This window comes from Nocardioides sp. (assembly GCA_037045645.1).
Classification (GTDB): domain Bacteria; phylum Actinomycetota; class Actinomycetes; order Propionibacteriales; family Nocardioidaceae; genus Nocardioides.
Genome location: JBAOIH010000001.1, coordinates 1,621,943 through 1,645,000 on the forward strand (window position 1 = coordinate 1,621,943; position 23,058 = coordinate 1,645,000).

Genomic DNA, 23,058 nt, shown 5'->3' on the forward strand with positions numbered 1-23,058 from the left:
CCTACCGGTGGGTCACCCAGCCCTTCGATTCCAACGCGTCCAGGAGAGTCTTCGCATAGCTGGCCTCGACGCCGAGTTCGACCAGACCGGTGTCGCGCCCCGGGTCGTGATCGATGCGTACGTCCTCGATGTTGACGCCACTCTCCCCCGCGTCGGCGAAAAGTCGGGCGAGGGCCCCGGGTTGGTCAGGGATCGACACGAAGACCGTGGCGCTCTCGCGGGTCGGGCCTCCGTGCTTGCCCGGGATCTGCTGCGTTCCGCTGACACCTTGAACCAGGAGTTGGGTGAGCGCATCGGTCGACCCGTTCTCGACAGCCTGCATCAGCGCATCGAGATCCTCACGCAACTCTCGCAGAAGACAGAGCACCGGCACCGCGTTCGCGGCCACGATCTGGCGCCACAAGGTCGGATCGGAAGCCGCGATCCTGGTGACGTCGCGTACGCCCTGGCCGGCGAGAGCAAGTTCGTCCGCCGGAGCGGAGGCAAGTCGTCCCGCGACGAGCACCGACATCAGATGCGGCAGGTGCGAGATCCGCGCGACGGCGGCGTCGTGCTCCTCTGGTCGCAGCATGACCACCGCGGCACCCGCCAACTCGGCGACGGCTGTGACTAACTCGATCGCTGCGAGGTCGGCCGACTCGTGGGGGGTGACCGCCCACGGGCGACCCTCGAAGAGGGTGTGCGTAGCAGCCAACGGACCGGAGCGTTCTGAGCCGGCCATCGGGTGCGATCCGACGTACCTGGCCAACCACTCCGCGGGCACCTTCGCTGCCACATAGGCGAGGGGGGCGACCTTGACGCTGCCCACATCAGTGACCGAGGCGTCCTCGAAGCGGCCGAGCGCGTCCGCGATCGTCGCGCCGAGATGGTCAGGAGGCACGGCCACCACCACGACCTGCGGTCGGTCCCCTTCCACCAGCGGACGCCCGGCGTCGAGTTGATGAGCCGTGCGTACGTGTTGGGGGTCCCGGTCCTCCAGCAGCACCTCCACACCCTGAGCGCGAAGCGCCAACGCGATCGACGTGCCCACCAGTCCGGTGCCGACGACCAGGACCGGGCCGGCCAGCGGTGCGTTCACGCCTCGGGCCCGTCGACCACCTCATGCACGCGACTGAGGTCACGACGCAGGCTCGCCGCGCCGTGCAGGTAGCAGTGGGTGATGTCTCCGCGCGGCAGGTCGGACTCCACGTGGGCGAGCATGCGTACGACTCGCGGCATCGACCCCTCGATCTCCAGTTCGGCCGCGCACATCAGCGGCACGTCGGTGAACCCGAGCCCGCGAGCGGCGTACGCGGGAAACTCGCTGACCAGGTCGCTGGTCGAGGTGAAGACGACCGAGATGAAGTCGTCGGTGGTGAGTCCGTTGGACGTCATCACGTCCGAGACCATCTCAGCGACACGCTCCAACAAGTGGTCGCGTTCGTCGCGTTCCAGTTGGGTGGCTCCGCGTACGGCTCTGACTGGCATAGCAGAAGGATAGGGAGGCGCCGGCTCAGAGACCGACACCGTCCATCAGTGCGCCCAGTTCGGTCACGGAGAGTTCGCGCAACTCCCCGGGCGCCAGCCGTTGCAACGTCAGGGGACCGATCTGCGTACGGGTCAGGCGACGCACCGGATGGCCGACGTGCTCCAACAGCCGACGCACGATGCGGTTTCGGCCTTCATGGATGGTCAGTTCGACGATCGAGCGATTGGCCGCGTCCTTGCGCGGATCACCGCCGAGCACCTTGGCGCGCGACACCGTGACCGGTCCGTCGTCGAGCGTGACGCCCTTGAGGAGTGCGCGGATCGTACGGATGTGCACCTCACCCTCGACCTCAGCGACATAGGTCTTGTCGACCTCGTGCGACGGATGCGCCAGGTGCTGGGCGAAGTCACCGTCGTTGGTCAAGATGATCAGCCCGGAAGTGTCGGTGTCGAGGCGACCGACGTGGAAAAGGCGCTCAGGGCGGTCCTTCACCAGATCGCCCAGGTTCCGGCGGCCGTCGGGGTCCGACATCGTCGAGACCACTCCGCGGGGCTTGTTGAGCACCAGGTAGACGTGCTGGCTGATCGGCGGCAGTCGCCGCCCCTCGACCCGCACGACAGCGTTAGCCGGATCGACCTTGGTGCCCAATCGGGTCACGACTTCCCCGTCGACCTCGACAAGTCCGGCGAGCATCAACTCTTCACACTTGCGCCGCGAGGCCACTCCCGATTGCGCGAGCAGCTTCTGCAGCCGGATGAGTCCGTCCTCATCGGGCTTGGGTCGATCGGAGGCGGGATGCTCGTCTTTTTGATCGTGGGGTTTCACTCGGCACCCCGATCCGAGGCACCCTGATCCGGGGCAGCCTGATCCGGGGCAGCCTGATCCGGGACGGTCGGCTCGGGTGTGCTGGCGAGCACTGCACCGAGTTCGTCCTCCAAGTCGTCCAGATCGGGAAGGTAGGGCGCCAGCTCCGGCAGGTCGTCCAAGGAGGTCACACCCATCCGCTCCAGGAAATAGGAACTGGTGCGATAGAGCGTCGCGCCATGCTCCCCGTCATGGCCGGCCTCTTCTACCAGTCCGCGCGTCAACAGCGTACGCATCACGCCATCGACGTTGACCCCGCGTACGGCCGACACCCGTGCCCGCGAGACCGGCTGCTTGTAGGCCACCACCGCCAGCGTCTCCAGGGCCGCCTGCGTCAGTCGGGCCTGTTGGCCGTCAAGCACGAACTTCTCCACGACCGGAGCGAAGTCCTCGCGGGTGTAGTAACGCCAACCGCCCGCGACATTGCGCAACTCGAAGCCGCGACCTTGGGCGTCGTACTCCCCGGCCAAAGCGCGCAAAGCAGCCTGCACCTCGGGCACGGGAAAACCGACGGTGGCGGCCAAGGTGCTCTCGTCCAAGGGCTGGTCGGCGACCATGAGGAGTGCTTCGAGCGAAGGCGCCAGCGACTCCGGGTCTACCAGGGCGACGTCCAAGGTGTCCCCCAAGGTGTGCCCGTCAGAGGCTGCGTCCTGATCGGTGTTGACCTCGGGCTCAAGATCCTCGGAGTGAGGGGTCTCAGTCATGCTCGTTCCTCCGGCTCGCTGGGAGCCTCGTCGGGTCCGGGGGTGGCCTCACCCTCGGGCGCTGGTTCGGTGCCGGGCAGCAGGTCGTAGTCGTCCTCGATCTCGACCTCACCCTCCTCGCTGCCTGTCCATCTCACGGTGAGTTCGCCCAAAGGCGTCAGTTGCTCGAAACCGACCGCGCCCTCGCGAAAGAGCTCGAGCAGGGCGAGGAAGCGCGCGACCGTGGTCAGTCTGTCGGGCGAGTCGCCGCACAGAGCCCGGAAGGTCTGGGTGCCAAAGCGGCGCAACCGCTCGACGATCAGCGCCGCCTGATCGCGTACGGACACCTGCGCGGCGTGGATGTGCTGCAGGGACAGTTCGAGCACCGGCTTGGGCTCCAACGCCTTCGCCGCCAACTGAGCGAACTGCTCGAGCCCGATCCCGATCAGCACCTCCGGCAGCAGGGTCGCGAACCGCTCTTCGAGGCCCACTGCACGCGGGTGTCGCTTGGCTTCGGCCGCCAGTCGGGACTCGAACGAACCGGCAACCTGCTTGAACGCCTTGTATTGCAACAACCGGGCGAACAGCAGGTCTCGCGCCTCCAGCAGAGCCAGGTCCTCCTCGTCCTCCACGTCGCCTTGGGGCAGCAGCCGCGCAGCCTTCAGGTCGAGCAGCGTGGAGGCCACCAGCAGGAAGGAGGTCGTCTGTTCCAGGTCCCACGTGGGTCCGAGCGCCTTGACGTGACCAATGAACTCATCGGTCACCCGCGACAGCGACACCTCGGTGATGTCGAGTTTGTGCTTGGAGATCAGGCTCAACAGCAGGTCGAAGGGACCCTCGAAGTTGTCGAGGTGCACGGCGAATGCCGGAGCTGCTGCACCCGGCTCCCCCGCCAAGGCCGTCTGCGCGGTGCCTGGCTGGGTCATCCCTCGATCAGCCGTCGTACGAGCGCGCTCTCCTCGCCGTGCTCCTCATAGTCGGCCAACACCAACGAGATCGCCTCGCGGACCAAGCGACCCCGGTCGATGGCGAGGCCGTGGCGCGCCCGCATGGACAGGCGTGCCTGCTCCAACTCGAGGAGTTCGGCCGAGGTGACGTAGACGGTCATCTTCTCGTCGTGGCGCACTCGACCGCTCGGGCGCTTGGTGGGCGTGGGCTCGGCCGCGTCGGGAACGGCACGTACGGGCGCAGGCGCCGACTCGGCCGCGTCCGTGGGCCGGAACAGGTCGTCGGCCGACGGCAGGCTCACGCGTCGCGAGGCTCGTCCTGACATCTGGCGAGCACCTCCTTGGCGAGGTCGCGGTAGGCCGTCGCGCCGGCCGAGGTCGAGGCGTACGTCGTGATCGGCTCGCCCGCCACCGTGGAGTCAGAGAACTTCACGGTGCGTCGGATCACCGTGTGGAAGACCTTGTCACCCCACGCCTGGACCAACCGCTCCATCACCTCCCGACCGTGCAGTGTGCGACCGTCGAACATCGTGCCGAGCACGCCGTCGATCTCCAGCTTGGGGTTGAGCCGCTCCCGAACCTTGTCGATCGTCGTCTTGAGCAGGGCGACACCGCGCAGCGCGAAGTATTCGCACTCCAGGGGCACGATGACCCCGTCGGAGGCGGTCAGGGCGTTCACCGTGAGCAGGCCGAGCGAGGGCTGGCAGTCGATCAGAATCACGTCATAGTCGGCCAGCGCAGGAGCGAGCACACGCTGGAGGGTCTGCTCACGAGCGACCTCGTGCACCAACTGCACCTCGGCGGCGGAGAGGTCGATGTTGCTCGGGAGCAGATCCATGCCCTCGATGCCGGTGGGGACGACGACCTCGGACAACGCGACGTCGCGCTCCATCAACAAGTTGTAGATGCTGAGTTCCATGTCGTGCGGGTTGAGGCCCAAGCCGACCGACAGCGACCCCTGGGGGTCGAAGTCGACGAGCAGCACCTTGCGGCCGAACTCGGCCAGCGCCGCGCCCAGATTGATGGTCGTGGTCGTCTTGCCGACCCCGCCCTTCTGGTTGCACATCGAGATCACCCGGGCGTTGCCGTGCTGGGTCAACGGCGCGGGGTCGGGCAACACCGGGATTGGGCGCCCCGTCGGCCCCAGCTTGGGCTCGGAATCAGGCACGGGGAAGGGCACGGGGTCGCTCACGACAGGCTCACTCACGTCGGGGATCTGTGAAGTCGGCACAGTCGCGCGCGGGGGCATCGCTGGCGCTGCACCACCCGTACCGACCGAACCGCCTCCACCGTACGGCGCGCCACCGACACCACTCATCTGGGACCCCTCGTCCTCGTCTGGTCTTTGTCGACACGGCGACTTCTCGCCTTGCCGTCGGTGACTCTAGGGCCGCCGAGAACGCGGTCACAACACAAGTCCGGTAACCCCCAGCGGGCATGCCGAATCTGTTCATGGTCACGCGCGGTCTCTGCACAGGCGAGCCCTCGGCTGTGGACACACCTGTGGAGTCGCGACGACCGATTCAGTGCCCGCCGCAGCGCCGAATCGCCAGTACGAGCAGCGAGCGCGCGATCGCCAACGTCTCGTCGATGCTGACCTGATCGCGTGGCGAGTGGGCGTCCTCCACCCGTCCCGGACCGTACTGCAGGGTCGGGATTCCCCCGATACCGATCATCAACCGCAGATCACTGCCGTACGCACCCGCCGCGGGCGCCGGACGCAGGCCATGCACGGACTCGACGGCCGCCGCCACGTCCGTGATCAGCGGATCGTCGTCGGCGAGGCGTCCGGAGGCGAACTGGCCGCCCGGCCAGGTGATCCGTGGCGGGTGGTCGGTCAGCCAGGGATCGCGGAGTGCGGCCGCAGCAAGGGCAGCTTCGAGAGCCGCGCGGGCGTGCGCGACGTCCTCGCCCAGGCGTACGCCCAGTCGGCCCTCGGCAGTCAGCCGATCCGGCACCGACGAGGCCCAGTCGCCGGTGCGGATGATCCCGAGCGAGATGCCGTACGGCAGCACGTTGTCGCCGAAGAGCGCGTCGCGATCGACGTTTCGTTCGCGTTCGAGCTCGGCGAGTGCTGCGTGCAACGGCAAGAACGCCTCGAAAGCGCTGACGCCCGAAAGCCGTGCCGACCCGTGGGCGGCACGGCCGTCCACCTCGATCAGGAACGTCAACGCGCCCGCGTTCGCGGTGACCAACCGCCCACCGGTGGGCTCGGTGATCACGCACGCATCTCCGCCGTGCCCGCGTACGAGCGTCGCGAAGGCGCCGAGGCCACCGTCCTCCTCGCTGACGACGGTGTGCACCGCCAGCGGGCGCTCGAGTCGTACGCCGGCCGCGCGCAACGTGCGGATGACCGCGGAGTTGATCGCGACACCTGCCTTCATGTCACACGCGCCGCGACCATGCAGCACTCCCGCACCGTCGATCCGCGCGCCGAATGGGTCCCGATCGCGCCACTTGGCCAGGTCGCCGGTAGGGACCACGTCGACGTGGCCCTGCAGCACCAGAGCGGGCGTGCCCGGGCCGGTCTGCGCGACCATTCCGTAGCCCTCGACTCGCGGCACTTCGGTGCCCGGGAATCGCGGGTCCGTCGTCAGCGCCTCCAGGTCGAACTGCCACGAGTCCACGTCCAGGTCGTACGCCGCGTACTCCCGCGCCAGGTGGTGCTGGAGCTCGGATTCCTCGGCGGTGCCTGTCACGCTCGGGCGCCGCACCAACTGCACCAGATCCTCGACGAGCGCCTGCTCGTCCAGGGACGCCACCACGGCGGCCTCGCGTTGGGTGAGTCCGTCCACGGTGTCACTCCAGCCCGTCGAGCCGCCGCATCGCCACCGTGGCGAGCACCAACTCCCCCGACTCGTCGCTGGCGTCGCAGTCCACGACCGCGTCGATGACCCAGTCTCGATGTCCCTCGGGATCCAACAGCGTTTGGCGTACGCGCCGAATCCTGGCGCGGGCCCCCTCTTCGACACCCACGGGTTCACCGGTCGCCACCTCGCCGATCGCCAGGAGTGCCGGTCCACGCGCATCTCCGGCGGTCAGCAGGGTGTCGTGCTCGGTGAAGTACGCCTCGATCGCGTCGTCCCAGCCCGATCGGCCGACACCGACCGCGCGAGGCGGCTCCGTCCGGTCGGCCGCGGCGCGTTCGAGCCGCATCAGCGCGTCCAGGTCGTCGCGCGCGACCGCCTCCACGCGCGCGAACATCGCATTGCGAATCGCGATCTCGAACGCGCGGGTGCTGGAGAAGGGCCGCGGCGGCGGCGCCGCCGGAGCGCCAGGATCGCGCACCAGGTCGGGATCGGAGAGCCCCTCCCACTCGTCCAGCAGCGACGAGTCGGTCTGGCGGACCGTGTCGCCGAGCCACTCGATCAGGTCATCGAGTTCCGGCGGTCGGTGCGCGTCCGGCACCGTATGCCGCAGCGTGCGATAGGCGTCGGTGAGATAGCGCAGCACCAAACCCTCGGAGCGGGCGATCTCGAAGCGCTTGACGAAGTCCGTGAACGACATCCCCTGCTCCCACATCAGTCGCACGATCGACTTGGGGTTCAGCGCGTCGGGTGAGAGCCACGGATGCGTCTCGCGATAGATCTCGTACGCCGGTTCGAGCAGGTCGAGCAGCGGCTGCGGCCAGGTGACCTCGTCCAGGATCGCCATCCGCTCTTCGTACTCCACGCCGTCGGCCTTGAGTTCGGCGACGAGTTCGCCGCGGGCGATGTTCTGCTGCGCGAACAGGATCTGGCGCGGCGCCTCCAAGACCGCCTCCACGACCGAGAGCACATCGAGGGCGTACGTCGCAGATTCGGGGTCGAGCAGATCGAACGCCGCCAGCGCGAAGTGCGAGAGCGGCTGGTTGAGGGCGAAATCCGGCGGCAGGTCGACGGTCAAGACATAGCGGCGACCGAACTCGTCGGGTGTGTCGAGCCTGGTGATCACGTCGGAGCGTACGAGCGACCGGGCCAGCCGCAGCGCGCGCCGCGACAACTTCACCTGCTGCTTGCGCTGCTCGTGGTTGTCGGTCAGCAGACGCCGCATCACCGAGAACGCGTCCTCCTCGCGGGAGAGGACGTTGATGAGCATCGCGTTGTCGACCTTCATCCGCGAGACCAGCGTCTCGGGGATGCCCTCGACGAGCTTGGTGAAGGTGGCCTCACTCCACACGACGGTGCCTGGTGGCGGCTTCTTGAGATGCGGCTTGGAGTTCTTCTTCGCATTCGCGGCGTTCTTGGCCGCCGACTTGGCCTTGGCCGCCTCGTTCTCGATCACATGCTCAGGAGCTTGGACGACGACGTAGCCCGTCGTGTCGAAGCCGGCCCGCCCGGCACGACCTGCGATCTGCTGGAACTCCCGGATCCGCAGCACCCGGTCTCGTTGGCCATCGAACTTCGCCAGCCCGGTGAACAGCACGGTGCGGATCGGCACGTTGATGCCGACCCCGAGGGTGTCGGTGCCGCAGATGACGCTGAGGGCTCCGGCCTGCGCGAGCCGCTCCACCAGACGCCGATACTTCGGCAGCATCCCGGCGTGGTGCACGCCGATGCCGACCCGCAAGAGCCGCCCCAGCGTCTTGCCGAATCCGGCCCCGAAGCGGAAGCCCTCCATGATCTGCTTGCGCATCTCCCCGGAACTCGCCACGCCGGCGCTCGTCCCCCCGGCGCTCGTCCCCCCGGTGCTCGTGCCCGTCCCCCCAGTGGTCGTGCCCGTCCCCCCGGTGCTCGTCCCCCCGGTGGTCGTCCCCCCGGTGGTTGAGGAGCGCCGAAGGCGCGTCTCGAAACCACTTCGCTGCAGACTCACCGCATGCTCCACCGCCGCCGCCTGCGTCGGATGCACCACGTAGACCGGCGCCTGCCCGGTCTCGACGATCTCCCCCAACGCTTGCGGCAGCGGTGTCAGCGACCAAGAGAAGACGAGGGGTACGGGCCGCTCGGCATCGGCCACCACTTCGACCTCTCGGTGCGTACGCCGCAGAAGATCATCGCGCAGCCAGCCCACGTCGCCTAACGTCGCGGACATCAGCAGGAACTGGGCATCCACCAGTTCGAGCAGCGGCACCTGCCACGCCCAGCCCCGGTCGGGTTCGGCATAGAAGTGGAACTCGTCCATCACCACGAGGCCGACGTCGGCCGCCCGCCCCTCACGCAAGGCGATGTTGGCGAGCACCTCTGCGGTGCACGCGATGATCGGCGCGTCGGCGTTGACCGCCGCGTCTCCGGTCAGCATCCCCACGTTGTCCGCACCGAACGTGGCGACCAGGTCGAAGAACTTCTCACTCACCAGCGCCTTGATCGGGGCCGTGTAGAACGACACCCGATCCGCCGAGAGCGCCTCGTGGATCGCCGCCGTAGCCACCAGCGACTTGCCCGAACCGGTAGGCGTGGCGAGCACCACGTGCGATCCGGAATACAACGCCAGGATCGCTTCCTCCTGATGTTCATACAGCGACAGCCCGCGCGCGGTGGCCCACGCGGAGAACGCGTCGTACGCCGCGTCGGGACCTCCCGAGGTGGCACCCAAGTGAGCCGTCATCAGCGTGCCCTGGGATGCGACGTGGCGAAGACCTCGCGCAGGTTGTCGACCGTGACCAGCGTGTAGATCTGCGTCGTGGTCACCGACGCGTGTCCGAGCAGTTCCTGGACCACGCGTACGTCCGCCCCACCCTCGAGCAGATGCGTCGCGAACGAGTGCCGCAGCGTGTGCGGCGAGACGTCCTTGTCCACGCCAGCCCGATCGGCCGCACCGACCAGGATCGCCCAGGCAGACTGGCGCGAGAGCCGACCGCCTCGCGAATTGAGGAAGACGGCGGCACCAGGCGCGGCCCTGACCGAAGCCTTCTCGAGGATCGCGGGGCGGCCTCGGGTCAGCCACGCGCCGAGCGCGTCCGCGGCGTACGACCCGAGTGGCACCATCCGCTCCTTGGCACCCTTGCCGCGCAACAGCACCGCGCCGTCGACCAGATCGACGTCATCCACGTCGAGCCCGACAGCCTCGGAGATGCGCGCGCCGGTGCCGTACAGCACCTCCAGCAACGCCCGGTCGCGCAATGCCAATGGCGTATCAGCCGACCCGGCAGCGGCCAGGATCGCCTCGACCTCCGCCAGCGACAGCGCCTTGGGCAGTCGCTTGGCCGCCGAGGGCGGCTTGACCGACGCAGCCGGGTTGTCCTGGGCCAGGCCATCGAGGACCGCGAACTTGTGGAACCCGCGCACCGCGACGACCGTACGAGCAGCCGACGACGCACTCAACGCAGGATGCTCCTGGTCGCCCTCGCGCAGCCGCATCAAGAACTCGGTAATGGTGGCTTCCTGCACGGAGCCCAGATCCTCGATCCCCTGGCCCGCCAGGAAACCGCGATAGCGGCGCAGGTCGCGTGCGTACGACTTCAAGGTGTTGTCGGCCAAGCCTCTCTCTACCGACAGGTGGTCCAAGTACGTCCGCACGGCGCGCGCCACAGCATCAGCCAAGGAGGCCACGCTCCTTGACCGCCAACACCGCGAGCGCCACCGGTGCGTCCTGCAGGCGTCCGTCCAGCACCGCGGCGAGCAGGTCGGCGTACGGCACCCAGAAGGGCTCGATGTCGATCTCCTCGTGGTGCAGTTCGAAGTCGCCGCGATCCGCAGGCGTCAGGTCTGTGGCCAGGTAGTAGTGCAGGAGTTCGCTGGTGATGCCGGGCGAGGAGTAGGTGCTCAGCAGTGGCGTCCACGTGGCTGCCGACAACTGCACCTCTTCTCGCAACTCCCGCTTCGCCGCCTCGACCGGGTCCTCGTCGACCGCGTCGAGGAGTCCTGCCGGGAGTTCGACGAACGTACGCTGCGCGGGGTGGCGGTATTGCCTCAGGCAGCACACCCGCTGCTCATCATCCAAAGCCAGGACCACCACAGCGCCGGGATGTTCCAAGACGAGCCGTCCGAAGCTGCCGCCCACACCGTCCGGCCGACGGATCAGATCCTCACGAAACGCCATCACCCAGTCCGTGCGGTAGTGGTCGGTCGAGGAATCGACAGGCCAGGCTGTCGGTTCGTCCCGCAGATGCTCGTCCACGGGTCGGACACTACTGTGACCGACATGACTGCCGAACAGATCCTCTACCTCACCCAGGACGAGGCGAAGGCCCGCTCGCAGATCCTGTCCGTCGAGCGCTACGACATCGAGGTCGACATGCGCGACCTGCTGGAGGGAGAGGTCTGGCGTTCGGTCTCGACCGTACGATTCACCTGCTCCGAGCCGGGTGCCTCGACCTTCGTCGACGTGGTGGGTGAGGTGCACTCCGCGCAACTCAATGGCCAGGAACTCGACCTTTCCACCCACGCCGGTGGTCGGCTCCCGCTGTCCGGCCTGACCGCAGACAACACCCTGGTGGTGTCGATGTCGCAACACAACACCGGATCCGCCGAGGGCATCCTGCGTACGGTCGACCCGACCGATGGGCTGGTCTATGTCTGGACCTCCTTGGAGGCCGACGACGCGCGCCGGGTCTGGGCCTGCTTCGACCAGCCGGACCTCAAGGCACCACACCGATTCGTCGTCACGGCACCCGAGTCGTGGGTGGTGACCTCCAACGGCGCCCCCGAGTCGATCACGCAGGCGCCAGACGGCGACGGCCGCGTGTGGACTTATCCCGACACTCCCCCGCTCTCGACGTACGTGGTGGTAGTCAACGCCGGCCCGTTCCACGAGATCCGCCAGCAGCACGATGGCTACGACCTCGGCTTCTTCTGTCGCCAGTCGCTGATCCCCCACTTGGAGCGCGATCTCGACGAGATGGTCACGGTGACCCGGCAGAGCCTGGCCTTCTTCGCCGACAAGTTCGGGATTGCCTTCCCGCAGGAGCGTTACGACCAGGTCTTCGTTCCCAACCTCGGCGGCGCGATGGAGAACTGGGGCTGTGTCACCTACGGCGATGCGCAACTGTTCCGTACGCCGGGTTCCTACATGCAGCGCGAGACGCGCGCGGAGTTCATCCTGCACGAGATGGCACACATGTGGTTCGGCGATCTCGTCACGATGCAGTGGTGGGACGACCTGTGGCTCAACGAGGCGTTCGCGTCGTGGGCCTCGTGCTGGGCGCTGGGACGCGTGACCCAATTCGACGACATCTGGGCGACCTTCCTGGCCGGCTTCAAGAAGCAGGCGTACGAGATGGACATGAGCCCGGCTCGCCACCCCATCCGCGGCGAGGTGCCCGACGTGTCGGTGGCGCTGGCCAACTTCGACGCGATCACCTATCTCAAGGGCCAAAGCGTCCTGCACCAACTGATGGCCTACATCGGCGAGGACGCGTTCGTCGCAGGCTTGCAGGCGTACTTCGCCAAGCACGCGTGGAGCAACACCCGACTCTCCGACCTGATGGACGAGTACGCCGCTGCCGCGGGCCAGGACCTGACCGAGTGGACGTCCGCGTGGCTCGATCGAGCCGGCCCGGACGTGATCAGCCTGGACGCGATCAGCCTGGACGGCGCGACGGTCTCGGCGCAGTCCCCGGACGAGGCTGGCCCCCGTCCGCACCGGTTCGACATCGCCCACTACGCGGTCGGTGACACTCTGAGCGCCACCGGGGTCACCGAAGTCTCCCTCGTCGGCTCCTCCCAGGACGTCGGCGTGCTCGACGGCGAGTTGCATCTGCTCAACTCCAGCGACGTCACCTACGCGGTCGTACGCCCGGACGCACGCTCGCAGGAAATCATGTTCGACCGGGTAGCCGAACTGCCCGACCCGTTGTCTCGCGCCGTGGTCATCAACACCGCGACCCAGTTGCTGTTGCTCGGCGAACTTGCCCCCCGAATCGCGGCGAAGGCGGCCACCAAGGCACTTGCGAGCGAGCCCGTGGCAGGACTCGCGGAGAGTTTCGCGAGCCAGGGCTACCTGTTCGCCGACCGCTGGGCTCCGGGGGCGGAGTCAGCCGAACTGAAGGCCGCGCTGGCCGAGGCCTGCGTACGCCAGGTCGACCGCCCCGACGCCAGCCAGGCAGCCCTGCGGATGCTGGCCCAGTGTGCGACCAGTGACGCAGACTGGGCGATCCTGGAGGAGGCCGCCGCGAAGGCGACCGACACCGACCTCACCTGGCGGATGCTTGCTCGCCGAGCCGAACTGGGAGATCTCGATCGTGCTGCCGCCGACGCGTTGCTGACCGCCGACCCGGATCCCGACGCCCACATCCGGCACCTCATGGTGCTGGCTCAGGCCCCGGACACCGAGTCCAAGGACGAGGTCTGGAAGGCGTTCTTCGTGGATCGCTCGGTCCCCGCGAGCCGTGAGACGCTCGTGTTGGGGCAGATGTTCTGGCGGTCGGCACAGCACGAGCTGCTGGAGCCGTACACCTATCGCTACCTCGACGAACTCACCCGGATGGCCGGAGGCTTGCTCAACCAGGGCGTGGTCATCCGCGCGATGTATCCGCAAGGAGTGGGCGACGCGGCTTTCGCGGACGCTGCCGAGCACGCGACGAGCGGCGATGCGATCAGTGCGTACGCCAAGAACCAGGTGCGTGCCCAGACCTTCGTGCTGCGTCAGATCCTCACTGCTCGCACCCGCTGACTCGCAGACTGTGCCGGGTCGGTCTGGGTCAGGCCTCGTCGTCGTAGGTCCTGCGCAGTCCCGACTCATCGAGGGGGAACCGCTCGGAGCGCTGACGCTCGATGGCCGCACCGATCAGCCCGGCGAATAGCGGATGCGGCCGAGTCGGGCGCGAACGCAACTCCGGGTGCGCCTGGGTCGCGACGTAGTAGGGGTGGACGTCAGCAGGAAGCTCGACGAACTCGACCAGCCCCAGTTCCGGGTTGGTGCCGGAGAAGACCAGGCCCGCCCGCTCCAGGGCGTCGCGGTAGGTGTCGTTGAACTCGTAACGGTGACGGTGTCGCTCCTCGACCACGTCGCTGCCGTAGGTCGCATGCACGACCGTGCCGGGGATGAGTTGGGCCTTCTGCAGGCCCAGGCGCATGGTGCCGCCGAGGTCGCCAGCACCCTCCACGAACTGTTTCTGCTCCTCGATGGTGGAGATCACCGGCTCGGTCGTCTGCGGATCGAACTCCGTGGAACCGGCGCCCGTGACCTCGGCGACATTGCGGGCGTACTCGATCACCATGCACTGCAGACCCAGACAAATGCCCAGGGTGGGCAGCAGATGTGTGCGCGCGTGCGTGAAGGCACCGAGTTTGCCCTCGATCCCGCGAATGCCGAAGCCGCCTGGCACCAACACCGCGTCGACGTCGGCCAAGGCCCGTGCCGCGCCTTCAGGAGTCTCACATTCGTCCGACGGCACCCAGCGCAGGTGCACCTTCGCCTCATGCGCGAATCCACCCGCACGCAACGCTTCCGCGATCGAGAGGTACGCGTCCGGCAGGTCGATGTACTTGCCGACCAGCGCGACCGTGACCTCTTCGTTGGGGTGATGTACGCGGCGCAGCAGGTCGTCCCAGTCGGTCCAGTCGACGTCGCGCCAGGGCAGGTCGAGACGGCGTACGACGATCGCGTCCAGCCCCTCGCGGTGCAGCACCTTGGGGATGTCATAGATCGAAGGCGCATCGGCAGCCGTCACCACCGCGTCCTCGTCGACGTCACACATCAACGAGATCTTGCGTTTGATCCCGTCGGGGAGTTCTCGGTCTGAACGACACACGATCGCGTCCGGCTGGATGCCGATCGAGCGCAACGCAGCCACCGAGTGCTGGGTGGGCTTGGTCTTCAACTCCTGCGACGGTCCGATCCACGGCACCAGCGACACGTGGATGAAGAAGCAGTTGTCACGCCCGATGTCGTGGCGCACCTGGCGCGCTGCTTCCAGGAACGGCAGCGACTCGATGTCGCCGACCGTGCCGCCGACCTCGGTAATGACCACGTCGACGTCATCGCCGCCCATGCCGATGATGCGGTCCTTGATCTCGTTGGTGATGTGCGGGATGACCTGCACCGTGTCACCGAGGTAGTCCCCCCGGCGCTCGCGCGCGATCACGTTGGAATAGACCTGGCCAGTCGTCACGTTCGCGTCGCCGCTCAGGTCGCGGTCGAGGAACCGCTCGTAGTGGCCGATGTCGAGGTCGGTCTCCGCGCCGTCGTTGGTGACGAACACCTCGCCGTGCTGGAACGGGTTCATCGTGCCGGGATCGACGTTCAGGTAGGGATCCAACTTCTGCATCGTCACCCGGATCCCGCGTGCCTTGAGCAGGTTGCCGAGAGAGGACGCGGTCAATCCCTTGCCGAGAGAGGAGGCGACGCCCCCGGTGACGAAGATGTGCTTGGCAGGAGCGCGGCTACCGGAGGGCTTCACGGGCTTCAAGCCTACAACAGGTCACAGGTCTTCGTGGTCAGCGCGCCGACCGCGATTGCGCGGCCTCCAGGAGTTCGACGGCGTGTGCCTGGGCGCTGTCCGACTCCTCGACTCCGGCCAGCATCCGGGAGAGTTCACGTACGCGTCCCGGCTCGTCGAGCACGGTGAGCCCGCTGGTGGTGACGACACCGTCACTGGACTTCTCGATCAGCACGTGGCGATCCGCGAAGGCCGCGACCTGAGGGAGGTGGGTGACCACCAGCACCTGAGCGTCCTTGGCCAAGCGCGCGAGCCGGGCACCGATCTCGGTCGCCGCTCGTCCGCCCACGCCGGCATCCACCTCGTCGAAGACGAACGTCGGCACGTCACCGGAGCCGGCCAAGACGACCTCGAGTCCCAACATCACGCGGGAGAGTTCGCCGCCGGATGCGGTCTTGGCCAGGGAGCGTGGCTCGGATCCGGGGTTGGCGGCCAGACGAAACTCGATCTCGTCGACGCCTGTCCGACCGAAGGCGACCTCGCGTGACCCCACGGTGAGTCCGTCTGTCGTCACGTCGCGTTGTTGTACGACCAGGGCGAGCCGCGCGTGCGGCATCGCCAGCGCGTTGATCTCCTCTGTGACCCGGGCAGCCAGGTCGGCCGCAGCGTCGGTCCGCAACTGCGACAACTCCCCCGCCGCAGCGCCCAACTGCGTACGCAATGCCGCCCGCTCGGCGCGCAGCGTCTCGATCCGGGTGTCGGAGTCGTCGAGTGTGACGAGTCGGCGCGCGGCGTCCTCGCTCCAACGCAGCACGTCCTCGATGGTGTCGCCGTACTTGCGTTGCAGTGCGGTGAGTCCGGCGCGCCGCTCGGACACGGCGGCAAGCCTTGCCGGGTCGACGTCGACGTCGGCGGCGTACGAGGCCACGTCGGCCGCCAGGTCGGAGAGCAGATAAGAGACCTCGGCCAGCCGCTCGGCTAGCCCGGCCACCTCCGCATCATGCTCGCGTACGGCCTCCAACACCCGACGTGCCGCGGCCACCGCGCCGAGCGCGTCCGGGGCCTCGCGCTCGCTGCTCAGCGCTTCGCGGGCCGCTTCGGTGTGGGTGCGCAGCGTGTCGGCGTGTCCCAGTCGCGACTCCTCCTGCGCGAGCCTGACATCCTCCCCGGACTCGGGCGCCAACGCTGCGATCTCGCCGAGCCCGAAACGCAGCAGATCGGCCTCGCGTGCCCTCTCCCGGGCCAGGTCCACGAGTTCACGCAACTCGGCCTCAGCAGCGACGAGGCGGTCGTACGTCTCGACGTAGGCACCGAGAGTCTTCTGCAACGCCACCCCACCGAAGTGGTCGAGAGCGTCGAGTTGGGCCTGTGGTCGCACCAACCGGTGCTGATCGGACTGACCATGGACGGCGACGATGGGGGCAGTGAGCTCAGCCAGGGCCGCGATCGGCACCGCAGCACCACCCACGAATGCACGAGAGCGGCCTTCCGCCGCGACATGGCGAGCGAGCAGGACGCCCTCGTCCTCCACGACTCCGCCCAGTCCTTCGACCCCTGGTCGGATCAGTGCCAGGGAACGAGCCGCCACGATCCCCTCGATCCGCGCCTGACGCGCTCCGGTGCGTACGCCGCCGGAGTCCGCACGGCCCCCCAACAACAGGCCCAGAGCCGTGACGATCATCGTCTTGCCTGCGCCGGTCTCACCGCTAACCACGGTCAGCCCGGGCCCCAGCGGCAGCGTCGACGACTCGATCACTCCGAGGTCGGTGATCCGGAGTTCCTCGATCACGTCTCCGCGCTCCTGCGTTGTTCTCGGCGGCGCTCGGCCGCACCGCGCCACCCCTGCACAGGCAGGTCGAACTTGGCCACCAACCGGTCCGCGAAGGGCGCCGGGTGGAGTCGCACCAGCGGTACGGGGGTCGCCCCGCGACGGACCTCGATCCGAGCCCCGGGTGGCAGGTCGACGGCTCGCCGTCCGTCGCACCAGAGCACACCGGACGCAGACGTGCGCGACAGCACCTCGATCGCCAACGTAGAAGTCGGCGACACCACCATCGGCCGCGCGAACAACGCGTGCGCGCTGATCGGGACCATCAGCAGCGCCTGCACTCCCGGCCAGACGATCGGGCCGCCGGCGGAGAAGTTGTAGGCGGTGCTCCCAGTCGGCGTCGCGCACACCACGCCATCACAACCCCAGCGTGAGACCGGCCGGTCATCGATCTCGACGACCACCTCGAGCATCCGCTCACGGGCCGCCTTCTCGACGCTTGCCTCGTTGAGGGCGAAGCTGCGCAGCACGACCTCGCCGTCGTGCCAGACGGTGACGTCGACAGTCAGTCGATCCTCGATCTCGTAGCGACGCTCGATCACTGCCGAGACGACGCTGTCGAGATCCTCGGCTTCGGCTTCGGCAAGGAAACCCACATGGCCGAGGTTGATACCCAGCAACGGGGTGCCGCTGGCGTGGGTCACTTCGGCCGCGCGAAGGATCGTGCCATCGCCTCCGATGACCAGGGCCAGTTCGCATCCCTGACCGGCATCGTCTAGCGAGTCGGTGAGTTCAACCTGGCCGTCGACACCAAGCGAGGCCGCGTCGTCGGTCGTCATCCGGACGGTCAGGCCCGCGCCGAGGAGAGCTGCGAGCGTACGAGCCGCCGCGTCACGCGCATCGTCTCGTCCGGTATGCGCCAGCAGCAACACCGTGCGGCCAAGCAGCATGTCCTCTCCGCGCACCGTCATGGCTCCAGCCTCTCACCAGACGCCGACAGTGTGGCGGTGCGCTCTGCTTCGGCCCGGATCTCATCGTCACCGACCAGCGGTGGTGCGTGCCTGAGCCAGATGAAGAACTCGACGTTGCCGGACGGCCCGGGCAACGGACTCGTCGCCACCGCTTGCAGTCCCCAACCCAGTTCGCCGGCAGTTCGGACGACTTCGCCGACGGACTCGGCGCGCAGCACCGGATCGCGTACGACTCCACCTTTGCCCACTCGATCCTTGCCGACCTCGAACTGTGGCTTGACCATCAACGCCATGTCACCCTCGGTCGCTGTGACCCGAGACAGGGCGGGGAGCACGAGTCGAAGCGAAATGAACGACAGGTCCCCGACCACGACGTCCACCGGGCCGCCGATGAGTTCCACGGTGAGGTCGCGGATGTTGGTGCGGTCGTGGACACGAACGCGCTCGTCCGCGCGCAGCGGCCAGGCAAGCTGGCCGTAGCCCACATCCACCGCGACCACCTCACCGGCACCGTGCCGAAGCAGCACATCAGTGAAGCCGCCGGTCGAGGCACCCGCGTCCAAGCATCTGCGTCCAGCGATCAGCAAGCCGCGCGGCCCGAAGGCCGTGAGTGCTCCCTGGAGTTTGTGTCCGCCCCGGGAGACGTACTCGACACGGTCCGGATCGGCCGTGACCACGATGGCGACATCTGTCGTGACGCCGGTCGCGGGCTTGTGGGCCACTGTCCCGGACACCTTGACCTGTCCGGCACCGATCAGTTCGCTGGCGTGCTCTCGCGAACGCGCCAGACCACGGCGTACCAACTCGGCATCCAGCCGCAAACGTCGGGGACCCAAGTCAGTGGGCGCTATGGGAGCGGGGGCCGTCGGCGGCAACGCTGTCGGCGGCAACGCTGTCGGCGGCAACGCCGTCGGTGTGCACGCCTCCAGAGTCGTCGCCGCGCAAGGTACGCCGCAGCGTCTGGTGGATCTCCTCGAAGACTGCAGCGTGCTCCGAGACCGACAACTCGTCGAGCTCGGCGAGGCGGGCAAGCGCGTCATCGACTCCCGCGTGTGCTGCGGACGCCGACGCTTCCTGGTCGGAGGAATCCTGCGGCTGACTCATGTCGGCACACTACCGTCGAAGGCCGCCGGCTCGCCGGACGCGTCGAGGTGTGCCCACCCGGCCTCGGCCGCAGCCCGCCACCAGTCGTCAGCGGCGCCTCGACCCGTGACGACGAGGCGGCCCTGCGTCACCTGTGCCGACCATCCGCGGACCCGGAAAGCCTCACCCTCACGCTCAACGTGAGGATGAGAGTCGAGCAATCCGCGCAGGTCGACGGCCAGATAAGTCGGACGCTCGCCCGGTCCGGCGGTCAGCAGTTCCGTGATGCCCGTGACTCCAGTGAGGACGAGAAGCGACGGAATCTCAGCCTGGACGGCGCCTTGGATATCGGTGTCCAGACGGTCGCCCACCATCAACGGTCGGTGCGACGCGATCCGTTCCAGCGTCTCGTCGAACAACGGGCGGGCGGGCTTGCCGGCGATCTTGGCTTCTGCCTCACCGAACTTCCTCAACAGATCGACAAGTACCCCATGGCCGGGCGCGACTCCGAAGGCTGTCGGGATGGTCCGATCGGCATTGCTGGCGTAGTACGGCAGCCCCTCTCGGATGCGCACGGCGGCGTGCATGATGTCGCCCCAGGACACGTCCGGGCCGTAGCCCGACACCATTGCGACCACGTCGTCTTCCTGGACGCCGCAGACCTGTAACCCCTCGGCCGACAGCGCCTCCTTCAAACCGCTCCCCCCGAGCACGGCAACTCGAGACCCGGTGCCGAAGTCGTTCACCAACAGGTGGGCCACCGCCTGCGCTGACGTGACGACCTCGTCCGGGGTCGCCACCACTCCCACCCGCTCGAGTTTGTCGACCACATCGGCCGGTGGACGAGACGCGTTGTTGGTGATGTAGGCCACCGAGGTGTTCCCCCCGCGGACCTCGGCGATTGCTTCGGCGGCGTGGGCCACCGGGCCATCACCCACATAGACGACGCCGTCGAGGTCGAACATGACCAGATCGAAGCCCTCGATCAGCGGACCCTCGCTCGCCTTCAACACCCGACTCACTGCCTTTCGTGCCACCGGGACCCGGCGTTGTTGGCACCCCGTACGATGCTGCGATGGAGTCCATGGCGACGCAGACGCCGCCGTACCTGGCCTCTCCACTGACATTGCTGCCTTTTGTCGGCCTGACGATCTCTCCGACCAAGGTCGGCGAACATGCTGCCGCCCGCGCGACAGCCCGACCCTATCGTGACGTGGCTGCTCGCCTCCTGCGCTGGCAGGCCCAAGGACGCATCCTGCGCGACCGGTCGCCCGCCGTGTACGTGCACGAATACTCCGGTGACGGCCTTACCGTGCGGGGTCTGGTCGGCCTGATCCCACTGTCTCGGCGGGCACGTTCCCACAACGAACGCGCGGTCTTTCCCCACGAGGGCGTGTATCAGACTCAGTCGGAACAGCTGGCCAGCCGGATGGCTGAGATGCGGATCAACCCTGCGCCGATCCTACTGGTGCATCAGGGGCGCGCCCGTCTGCGCGGCTGGATGGACGAGATCACCAAGGAATCGCCGCTGCATCAGTTCCAAGATCGCGCCGGCCAGCAGCACCGCGTGTGGGCTATCCGCGGCGAGTCCGACCTCCAGGCGTTGCAGCGCATCATCGCCAAGACGCAGGCGATCATCGCGGACGGACACCACCGCTACACCGCGTATCTGCGCCTTCAGGCAGAGCACCCGGGTACCGGCTGGGATTTCGGACTGGCCATGCTGGTCGACCAGGCTGACACTCCCCTCTTCCTCGGAGCCATCCACCGGGTGCTGCACGGCGTGGATCTGGCCACGCTCGGCGATGCTGTCGCGGGCACTCCCCACCGCCTGGAGATCCGATCGCGCGAGCGGGCGCTTGAAGTGCTCAGCCCCGACTGCGTGGTTGTGAGCGATTCGAGGAGTTGGGCGATCCTCCGGCTCGCCCTGCTGCCAGGACAGATTGCGGTGGGAGTTCTCCACGACGAACTCCTGTCTGCTCTCGCGCCCGCACCCACCAGCGTCGACTACCACCACTCGGTAGAGTCCGCGCTCCAAGGCGCACGGCGCGGTCGAGCAGTGGCCGTCATCTTGCCGGCGCCGACCTTCGATCAGGTCCGCGATGCCGTCACCCATGATCGGTTGCTGCCGCAAAAGGCGACCTCGTTCCAGCCCAAGCCCAGCGTCGGTGTCCTTATGCGCTCGCTCGACGAATGATCTTGCCCTGGCTCATCTCCACCTCCACTCTCGAGCCCTTCCCCGCCCCGGTCGAAAAGAACCGGCGTCGCAACCGCCCGTGCACCTGAACGACGTCACCGGCTTGCCAGGTCAGCACCTTGCGTTGGGATGCCTTGCTCCAGGCGCAGCAATCGAAGGTGTCCACCGAAGGTCCCGGACGCCCCCGCCGCGAGCGCGGCTCGCGAGGCACCACGATCCGGAACGTGATCAATCGATCTCCCGAGGGCAGATCCCGTTCCTCGGGCGCTGCCGCCACTCGACCCCGCAGGCTCACGGCATTGTCGAACACCTGCTCTTCCACCTGTGCTGTCATCTCGCACCTCCTGGCCGAAGACACTGCCGAAAGTCACCGACAATGCCACCGATCGGGAACCGACCCTGTGGACAACTGGGCGCAAAGGCCGGACTGTGGAGAAGAAGTGGCTCCCATCAGCATCTGGGAGCGACGAAGGCCCCAAGATTTGCCACCGAAATTGCGTGTAGCGGGCCCGTGTGGGCCCGCTACAGCGTGGTGTGTGTTCGGCGGCGTCCTACTCTCCCACAGCCTCTCGGTTGCAGTACCATCGGCGCTGAGAGGCTTAACTTCCGGGTTCGGGATGGGTCCGGGTGTTTCCCTCTCGCTGTGGCCGCCGTAACTCTATTCAACTATCCCATTCTTGTTGTGGTCCCCCCGGGGTATTGGCCGGGGGGTTGGGTTTGTTGTTTCAGATTTTGTATAGGGACGCGAGTTTCTTGGTTGTGTTTGTTACGTTGCGCGGGTTTGTTTGTGTTTGGGGGCAAGCCCTCGGCCTATTAGTACCGGTCGGCTGGGCATTGCTGCTGTACACCTCCGGCCTATCAACCCACTAGTCTGGTGGGGGCCTTAACCCCTCAATGGGGGTGGGAAACCTTATCTTGAAACGTGCTTCCCGCTTAGATGCGTTCAGCGGTTATCACTTCCGAACGTAGCTAACCAGCCGTGCTCCTGGCGGAACAACTGGCACACCAGAGGTTCGTCCATCCCGGTCCTCTCGTACTAGGGACAGCCTTTCTCAAGTTTCCTGCGCGCGCGGCGGATAGGGACCGAACTGTCTCACGACGTTCTAAACCCAGCTCGCGTGCCGCTTTAATGGGCGAACAGCCCAACCCTTGGGACCTACTCCAGCCCCAGGATGCGACGAGCCGACATCGAGGTGCCAAACCATCCCGTCGATATGGACTCTTGGGGAAGATCAGCCTGTTATCCCCGGGGTACCTTTTATCCGTTGAGTGACCACGCTTCCACATGCCGTGGCCAGATCACTAGTTCCGACTTTCGTCCCTGCTCGACATGTCTGTCTCACAGTCAAGCTCCCTTGTGCACTTACACTCGACACCTGATTGCCAACCAGGCTGAGGGAACCTTTGAGCGCCTCCGTTACATTTTAGGAGGCAACCGCCCCAGTTAAACTACCCATCAGGCACTGTCCCTGAACCGGATCACGGTCCGAGGTTAGATATCTAGTACGACCAGAGTGGTATTTCAACGTTGACTCCACCCCAACTGGCGTCGAGGTTTCACAGTCTCCCACCTATCCTACACAAGCCGAACCAAACACCAATACCAAACTATAGTAAAGGTCCCGGGGTCTTTCCGTCCTGCCGCGCGTAACGAGCATCTTTACTCGTAGTGCAATTTCGCCGAGTCCATGGTTGAGACAGCGCCCAAGTCGTTACTCCATTCGTGCAGGTCGGAACTTACCCGACAAGGAATTTCGCTACCTTAGGATGGTTATAGTTACCACCGCCGTTTACTGGGGCTTAAATTCTCAGCTTCGACCCCGAAGGGTCTAACCGGTCCT

The 23,058-nt window shown here is 67.0% G+C and carries 20 protein-coding genes and 2 rRNA genes (1 of these 22 running past the window's edge); 2 read left to right on the plus strand and 20 right to left on the minus strand.

The genetic code is table 11. The annotated features are described in order from the left end of the window. Position 1: 1 nt before the first annotated feature. The 11 genes from V9G04_08015 to V9G04_08065 all read right to left on the minus strand — a co-directional run bounded on the left by V9G04_08015 (position 2) and on the right by V9G04_08065 (position 10,997). Positions 2-1,078 carry a prephenate dehydrogenase gene (locus V9G04_08015; GenBank protein ID MEI2713233.1) on the minus strand — a complete coding sequence of 359 codons (1,077 nt, stop codon included), beginning with the start codon at positions 1,076-1,078 and terminating at the stop codon, positions 2-4. Next, entirely contained in the window at positions 1,075-1,467 is a 393-nt protein-coding gene (aroH, locus tag V9G04_08020) for a chorismate mutase (protein ID MEI2713234.1), read from the minus strand. The genes V9G04_08015 and aroH overlap by 4 nt, the downstream gene beginning before the upstream one ends. Before the next feature lie 25 nt (positions 1,468-1,492). Continuing rightward, positions 1,493-2,293, minus strand: coding sequence for a pseudouridine synthase (locus tag V9G04_08025; GenBank protein ID MEI2713235.1), 801 nt, complete (start codon positions 2,291-2,293; stop codon positions 1,493-1,495). Then, on the minus strand, positions 2,290-3,036 hold the full coding sequence (gene scpB / locus V9G04_08030; protein MEI2713236.1) for an SMC-Scp complex subunit ScpB: 747 nt from the start codon (positions 3,034-3,036) through the stop codon (positions 2,290-2,292). The genes V9G04_08025 and scpB overlap by 4 nt, the downstream gene beginning before the upstream one ends. After that, entirely contained in the window at positions 3,033-3,941 is a 909-nt protein-coding gene (locus tag V9G04_08035) for a segregation/condensation protein A (GenBank protein MEI2713237.1), read from the minus strand. Before V9G04_08035 ends, scpB begins: the two co-directional genes overlap by 4 nt. Continuing rightward, entirely contained in the window at positions 3,938-4,288 is a 351-nt protein-coding gene (locus V9G04_08040) for a hypothetical protein (GenBank protein ID MEI2713238.1), read from the minus strand. Before V9G04_08040 ends, V9G04_08035 begins: the two co-directional genes overlap by 4 nt. Then, on the minus strand, positions 4,261-5,169 hold the full coding sequence (locus tag V9G04_08045; GenBank protein MEI2713239.1) for a ParA family protein: 909 nt from the start codon (positions 5,167-5,169) through the stop codon (positions 4,261-4,263). The genes V9G04_08040 and V9G04_08045 overlap by 28 nt, the downstream gene beginning before the upstream one ends. 316 nt (positions 5,170-5,485) lie before the next feature. Next, a complete protein-coding gene (locus V9G04_08050) occupies positions 5,486-6,757 on the minus strand; it encodes a M20/M25/M40 family metallo-hydrolase (GenBank protein MEI2713240.1) in 1,272 nt (423 codons plus the stop codon). Positions 6,758-6,761: 4 nt separating this feature from the next. Beyond that, complete coding sequence (locus tag V9G04_08055) at positions 6,762-9,485, minus strand: DUF3516 domain-containing protein (GenBank protein MEI2713241.1); 2,724 nt, start codon at positions 9,483-9,485, stop codon at positions 6,762-6,764. After that, the gene (gene xerD / locus V9G04_08060) at positions 9,485-10,420 is read right to left on the minus strand and encodes a site-specific tyrosine recombinase XerD (protein ID MEI2713242.1); all 936 of its coding nucleotides are present in this window, start codon (positions 10,418-10,420) and stop codon (positions 9,485-9,487) included. Before xerD ends, V9G04_08055 begins: the two co-directional genes overlap by 1 nt. Further along, positions 10,413-10,997, minus strand: coding sequence for an NUDIX hydrolase (locus V9G04_08065; GenBank protein ID MEI2713243.1), 585 nt, complete (start codon positions 10,995-10,997; stop codon positions 10,413-10,415). Before V9G04_08065 ends, xerD begins: the two co-directional genes overlap by 8 nt. 24 nt (positions 10,998-11,021) lie before the next feature. Between V9G04_08065 and pepN the strand changes: the two genes are divergently transcribed. Continuing rightward, positions 11,022-13,490 (plus strand): aminopeptidase N, encoded by a 2,469-nt coding sequence (pepN, locus tag V9G04_08070; GenBank protein ID MEI2713244.1) that lies wholly within the window; start codon positions 11,022-11,024, stop codon positions 13,488-13,490. Between the two features lie 28 nt (positions 13,491-13,518). Here pepN and V9G04_08075 read toward each other — a convergent pair whose 3' ends face one another. From V9G04_08075 to V9G04_08100, 6 genes are read right to left on the minus strand one after another with little or no spacing between them, the layout of a single operon-like run. Continuing rightward, positions 13,519-15,219 (minus strand): CTP synthase, encoded by a 1,701-nt coding sequence (locus V9G04_08075; GenBank protein MEI2713245.1) that lies wholly within the window; start codon positions 15,217-15,219, stop codon positions 13,519-13,521. Positions 15,220-15,256: 37 nt separating this feature from the next. Further along, a complete protein-coding gene (gene recN, locus V9G04_08080; protein ID MEI2713246.1) occupies positions 15,257-16,987 on the minus strand; it encodes a DNA repair protein RecN in 1,731 nt (576 codons plus the stop codon). Further along, the gene (locus V9G04_08085) at positions 16,984-17,937 is read right to left on the minus strand and encodes an NAD kinase (GenBank protein ID MEI2713247.1); all 954 of its coding nucleotides are present in this window, start codon (positions 17,935-17,937) and stop codon (positions 16,984-16,986) included. The genes recN and V9G04_08085 overlap by 4 nt, the downstream gene beginning before the upstream one ends. After that, positions 17,934-18,773, minus strand: coding sequence for a TlyA family RNA methyltransferase (locus V9G04_08090; GenBank protein MEI2713248.1), 840 nt, complete (start codon positions 18,771-18,773; stop codon positions 17,934-17,936). Before V9G04_08090 ends, V9G04_08085 begins: the two co-directional genes overlap by 4 nt. A gap of 1 nt (position 18,774) precedes the next feature. Then, positions 18,775-19,041 (minus strand): hypothetical protein, encoded by a 267-nt coding sequence (locus V9G04_08095; protein MEI2713249.1) that lies wholly within the window; start codon positions 19,039-19,041, stop codon positions 18,775-18,777. After that, on the minus strand, positions 19,038-20,042 hold the full coding sequence (locus V9G04_08100) for an HAD-IIA family hydrolase (GenBank protein MEI2713250.1): 1,005 nt from the start codon (positions 20,040-20,042) through the stop codon (positions 19,038-19,040). The genes V9G04_08095 and V9G04_08100 overlap by 4 nt, the downstream gene beginning before the upstream one ends. A 53-nt stretch (positions 20,043-20,095) precedes the next feature. On the opposite strand from V9G04_08100, the gene V9G04_08105 reads away from it, so the two are divergent. Continuing rightward, the gene (locus V9G04_08105; protein ID MEI2713251.1) at positions 20,096-21,217 is read left to right on the plus strand and encodes a DUF1015 family protein; all 1,122 of its coding nucleotides are present in this window, start codon (positions 20,096-20,098) and stop codon (positions 21,215-21,217) included. Here V9G04_08105 and V9G04_08110 read toward each other — a convergent pair. From V9G04_08110 to V9G04_08120, 3 genes are all read right to left on the minus strand, one after another. Further along, positions 21,195-21,551: a single-stranded DNA-binding protein gene (locus V9G04_08110; protein ID MEI2713252.1), complete on the minus strand. Its 357-nt coding sequence runs from the start codon at positions 21,549-21,551 to the stop codon at positions 21,195-21,197. The two genes, V9G04_08105 and V9G04_08110, sit on opposite strands and share 23 nt — an antisense overlap. 204 nt (positions 21,552-21,755) lie before the next feature. Beyond that, positions 21,756-21,872: ribosomal RNA gene (gene rrf / locus V9G04_08115) — 5S ribosomal RNA — on the minus strand. A 138-nt stretch (positions 21,873-22,010) separates the two neighbouring features. Next, positions 22,011-23,058: ribosomal RNA gene (locus V9G04_08120) — 23S ribosomal RNA — on the minus strand (it continues 2,071 nt past the right edge of the window).

What these genes read in the sequence shown, in the direction of transcription:
- aroH (MEI2713234.1), bottom strand. Translation starts at nt 1,467, where the DNA reads ATGCCAGTCAGAGCCGTACGCGGAGCCACCCAACTGGAACGCGACGAA.
- scpB (MEI2713236.1), bottom strand. Translation starts at nt 3,036, where the DNA reads ATGACTGAGACCCCTCACTCCGAGGATCTTGAGCCCGAGGTCAACACC.
- V9G04_08035 (MEI2713237.1), bottom strand. Translation starts at nt 3,941, where the DNA reads ATGACCCAGCCAGGCACCGCGCAGACGGCCTTGGCGGGGGAGCCGGGT.
- V9G04_08040 (MEI2713238.1), bottom strand. Translation starts at nt 4,288, where the DNA reads ATGTCAGGACGAGCCTCGCGACGCGTGAGCCTGCCGTCGGCCGACGAC.
- V9G04_08055 (MEI2713241.1), bottom strand. Translation starts at nt 9,485, where the DNA reads ATGACGGCTCACTTGGGTGCCACCTCGGGAGGTCCCGACGCGGCGTAC.
- pepN (MEI2713244.1), top strand. Translation starts at nt 11,022, where the DNA reads ATGACTGCCGAACAGATCCTCTACCTCACCCAGGACGAGGCGAAGGCC.
- V9G04_08085 (MEI2713247.1), bottom strand. Translation starts at nt 17,937, where the DNA reads ATGACGGTGCGCGGAGAGGACATGCTGCTTGGCCGCACGGTGTTGCTG.
- V9G04_08095 (MEI2713249.1), bottom strand. Translation starts at nt 19,041, where the DNA reads ATGAGTCAGCCGCAGGATTCCTCCGACCAGGAAGCGTCGGCGTCCGCA.
- V9G04_08105 (MEI2713251.1), top strand. Translation starts at nt 20,096, where the DNA reads ATGGAGTCCATGGCGACGCAGACGCCGCCGTACCTGGCCTCTCCACTG.
- V9G04_08110 (MEI2713252.1), bottom strand. Translation starts at nt 21,551, where the DNA reads ATGACAGCACAGGTGGAAGAGCAGGTGTTCGACAATGCCGTGAGCCTG.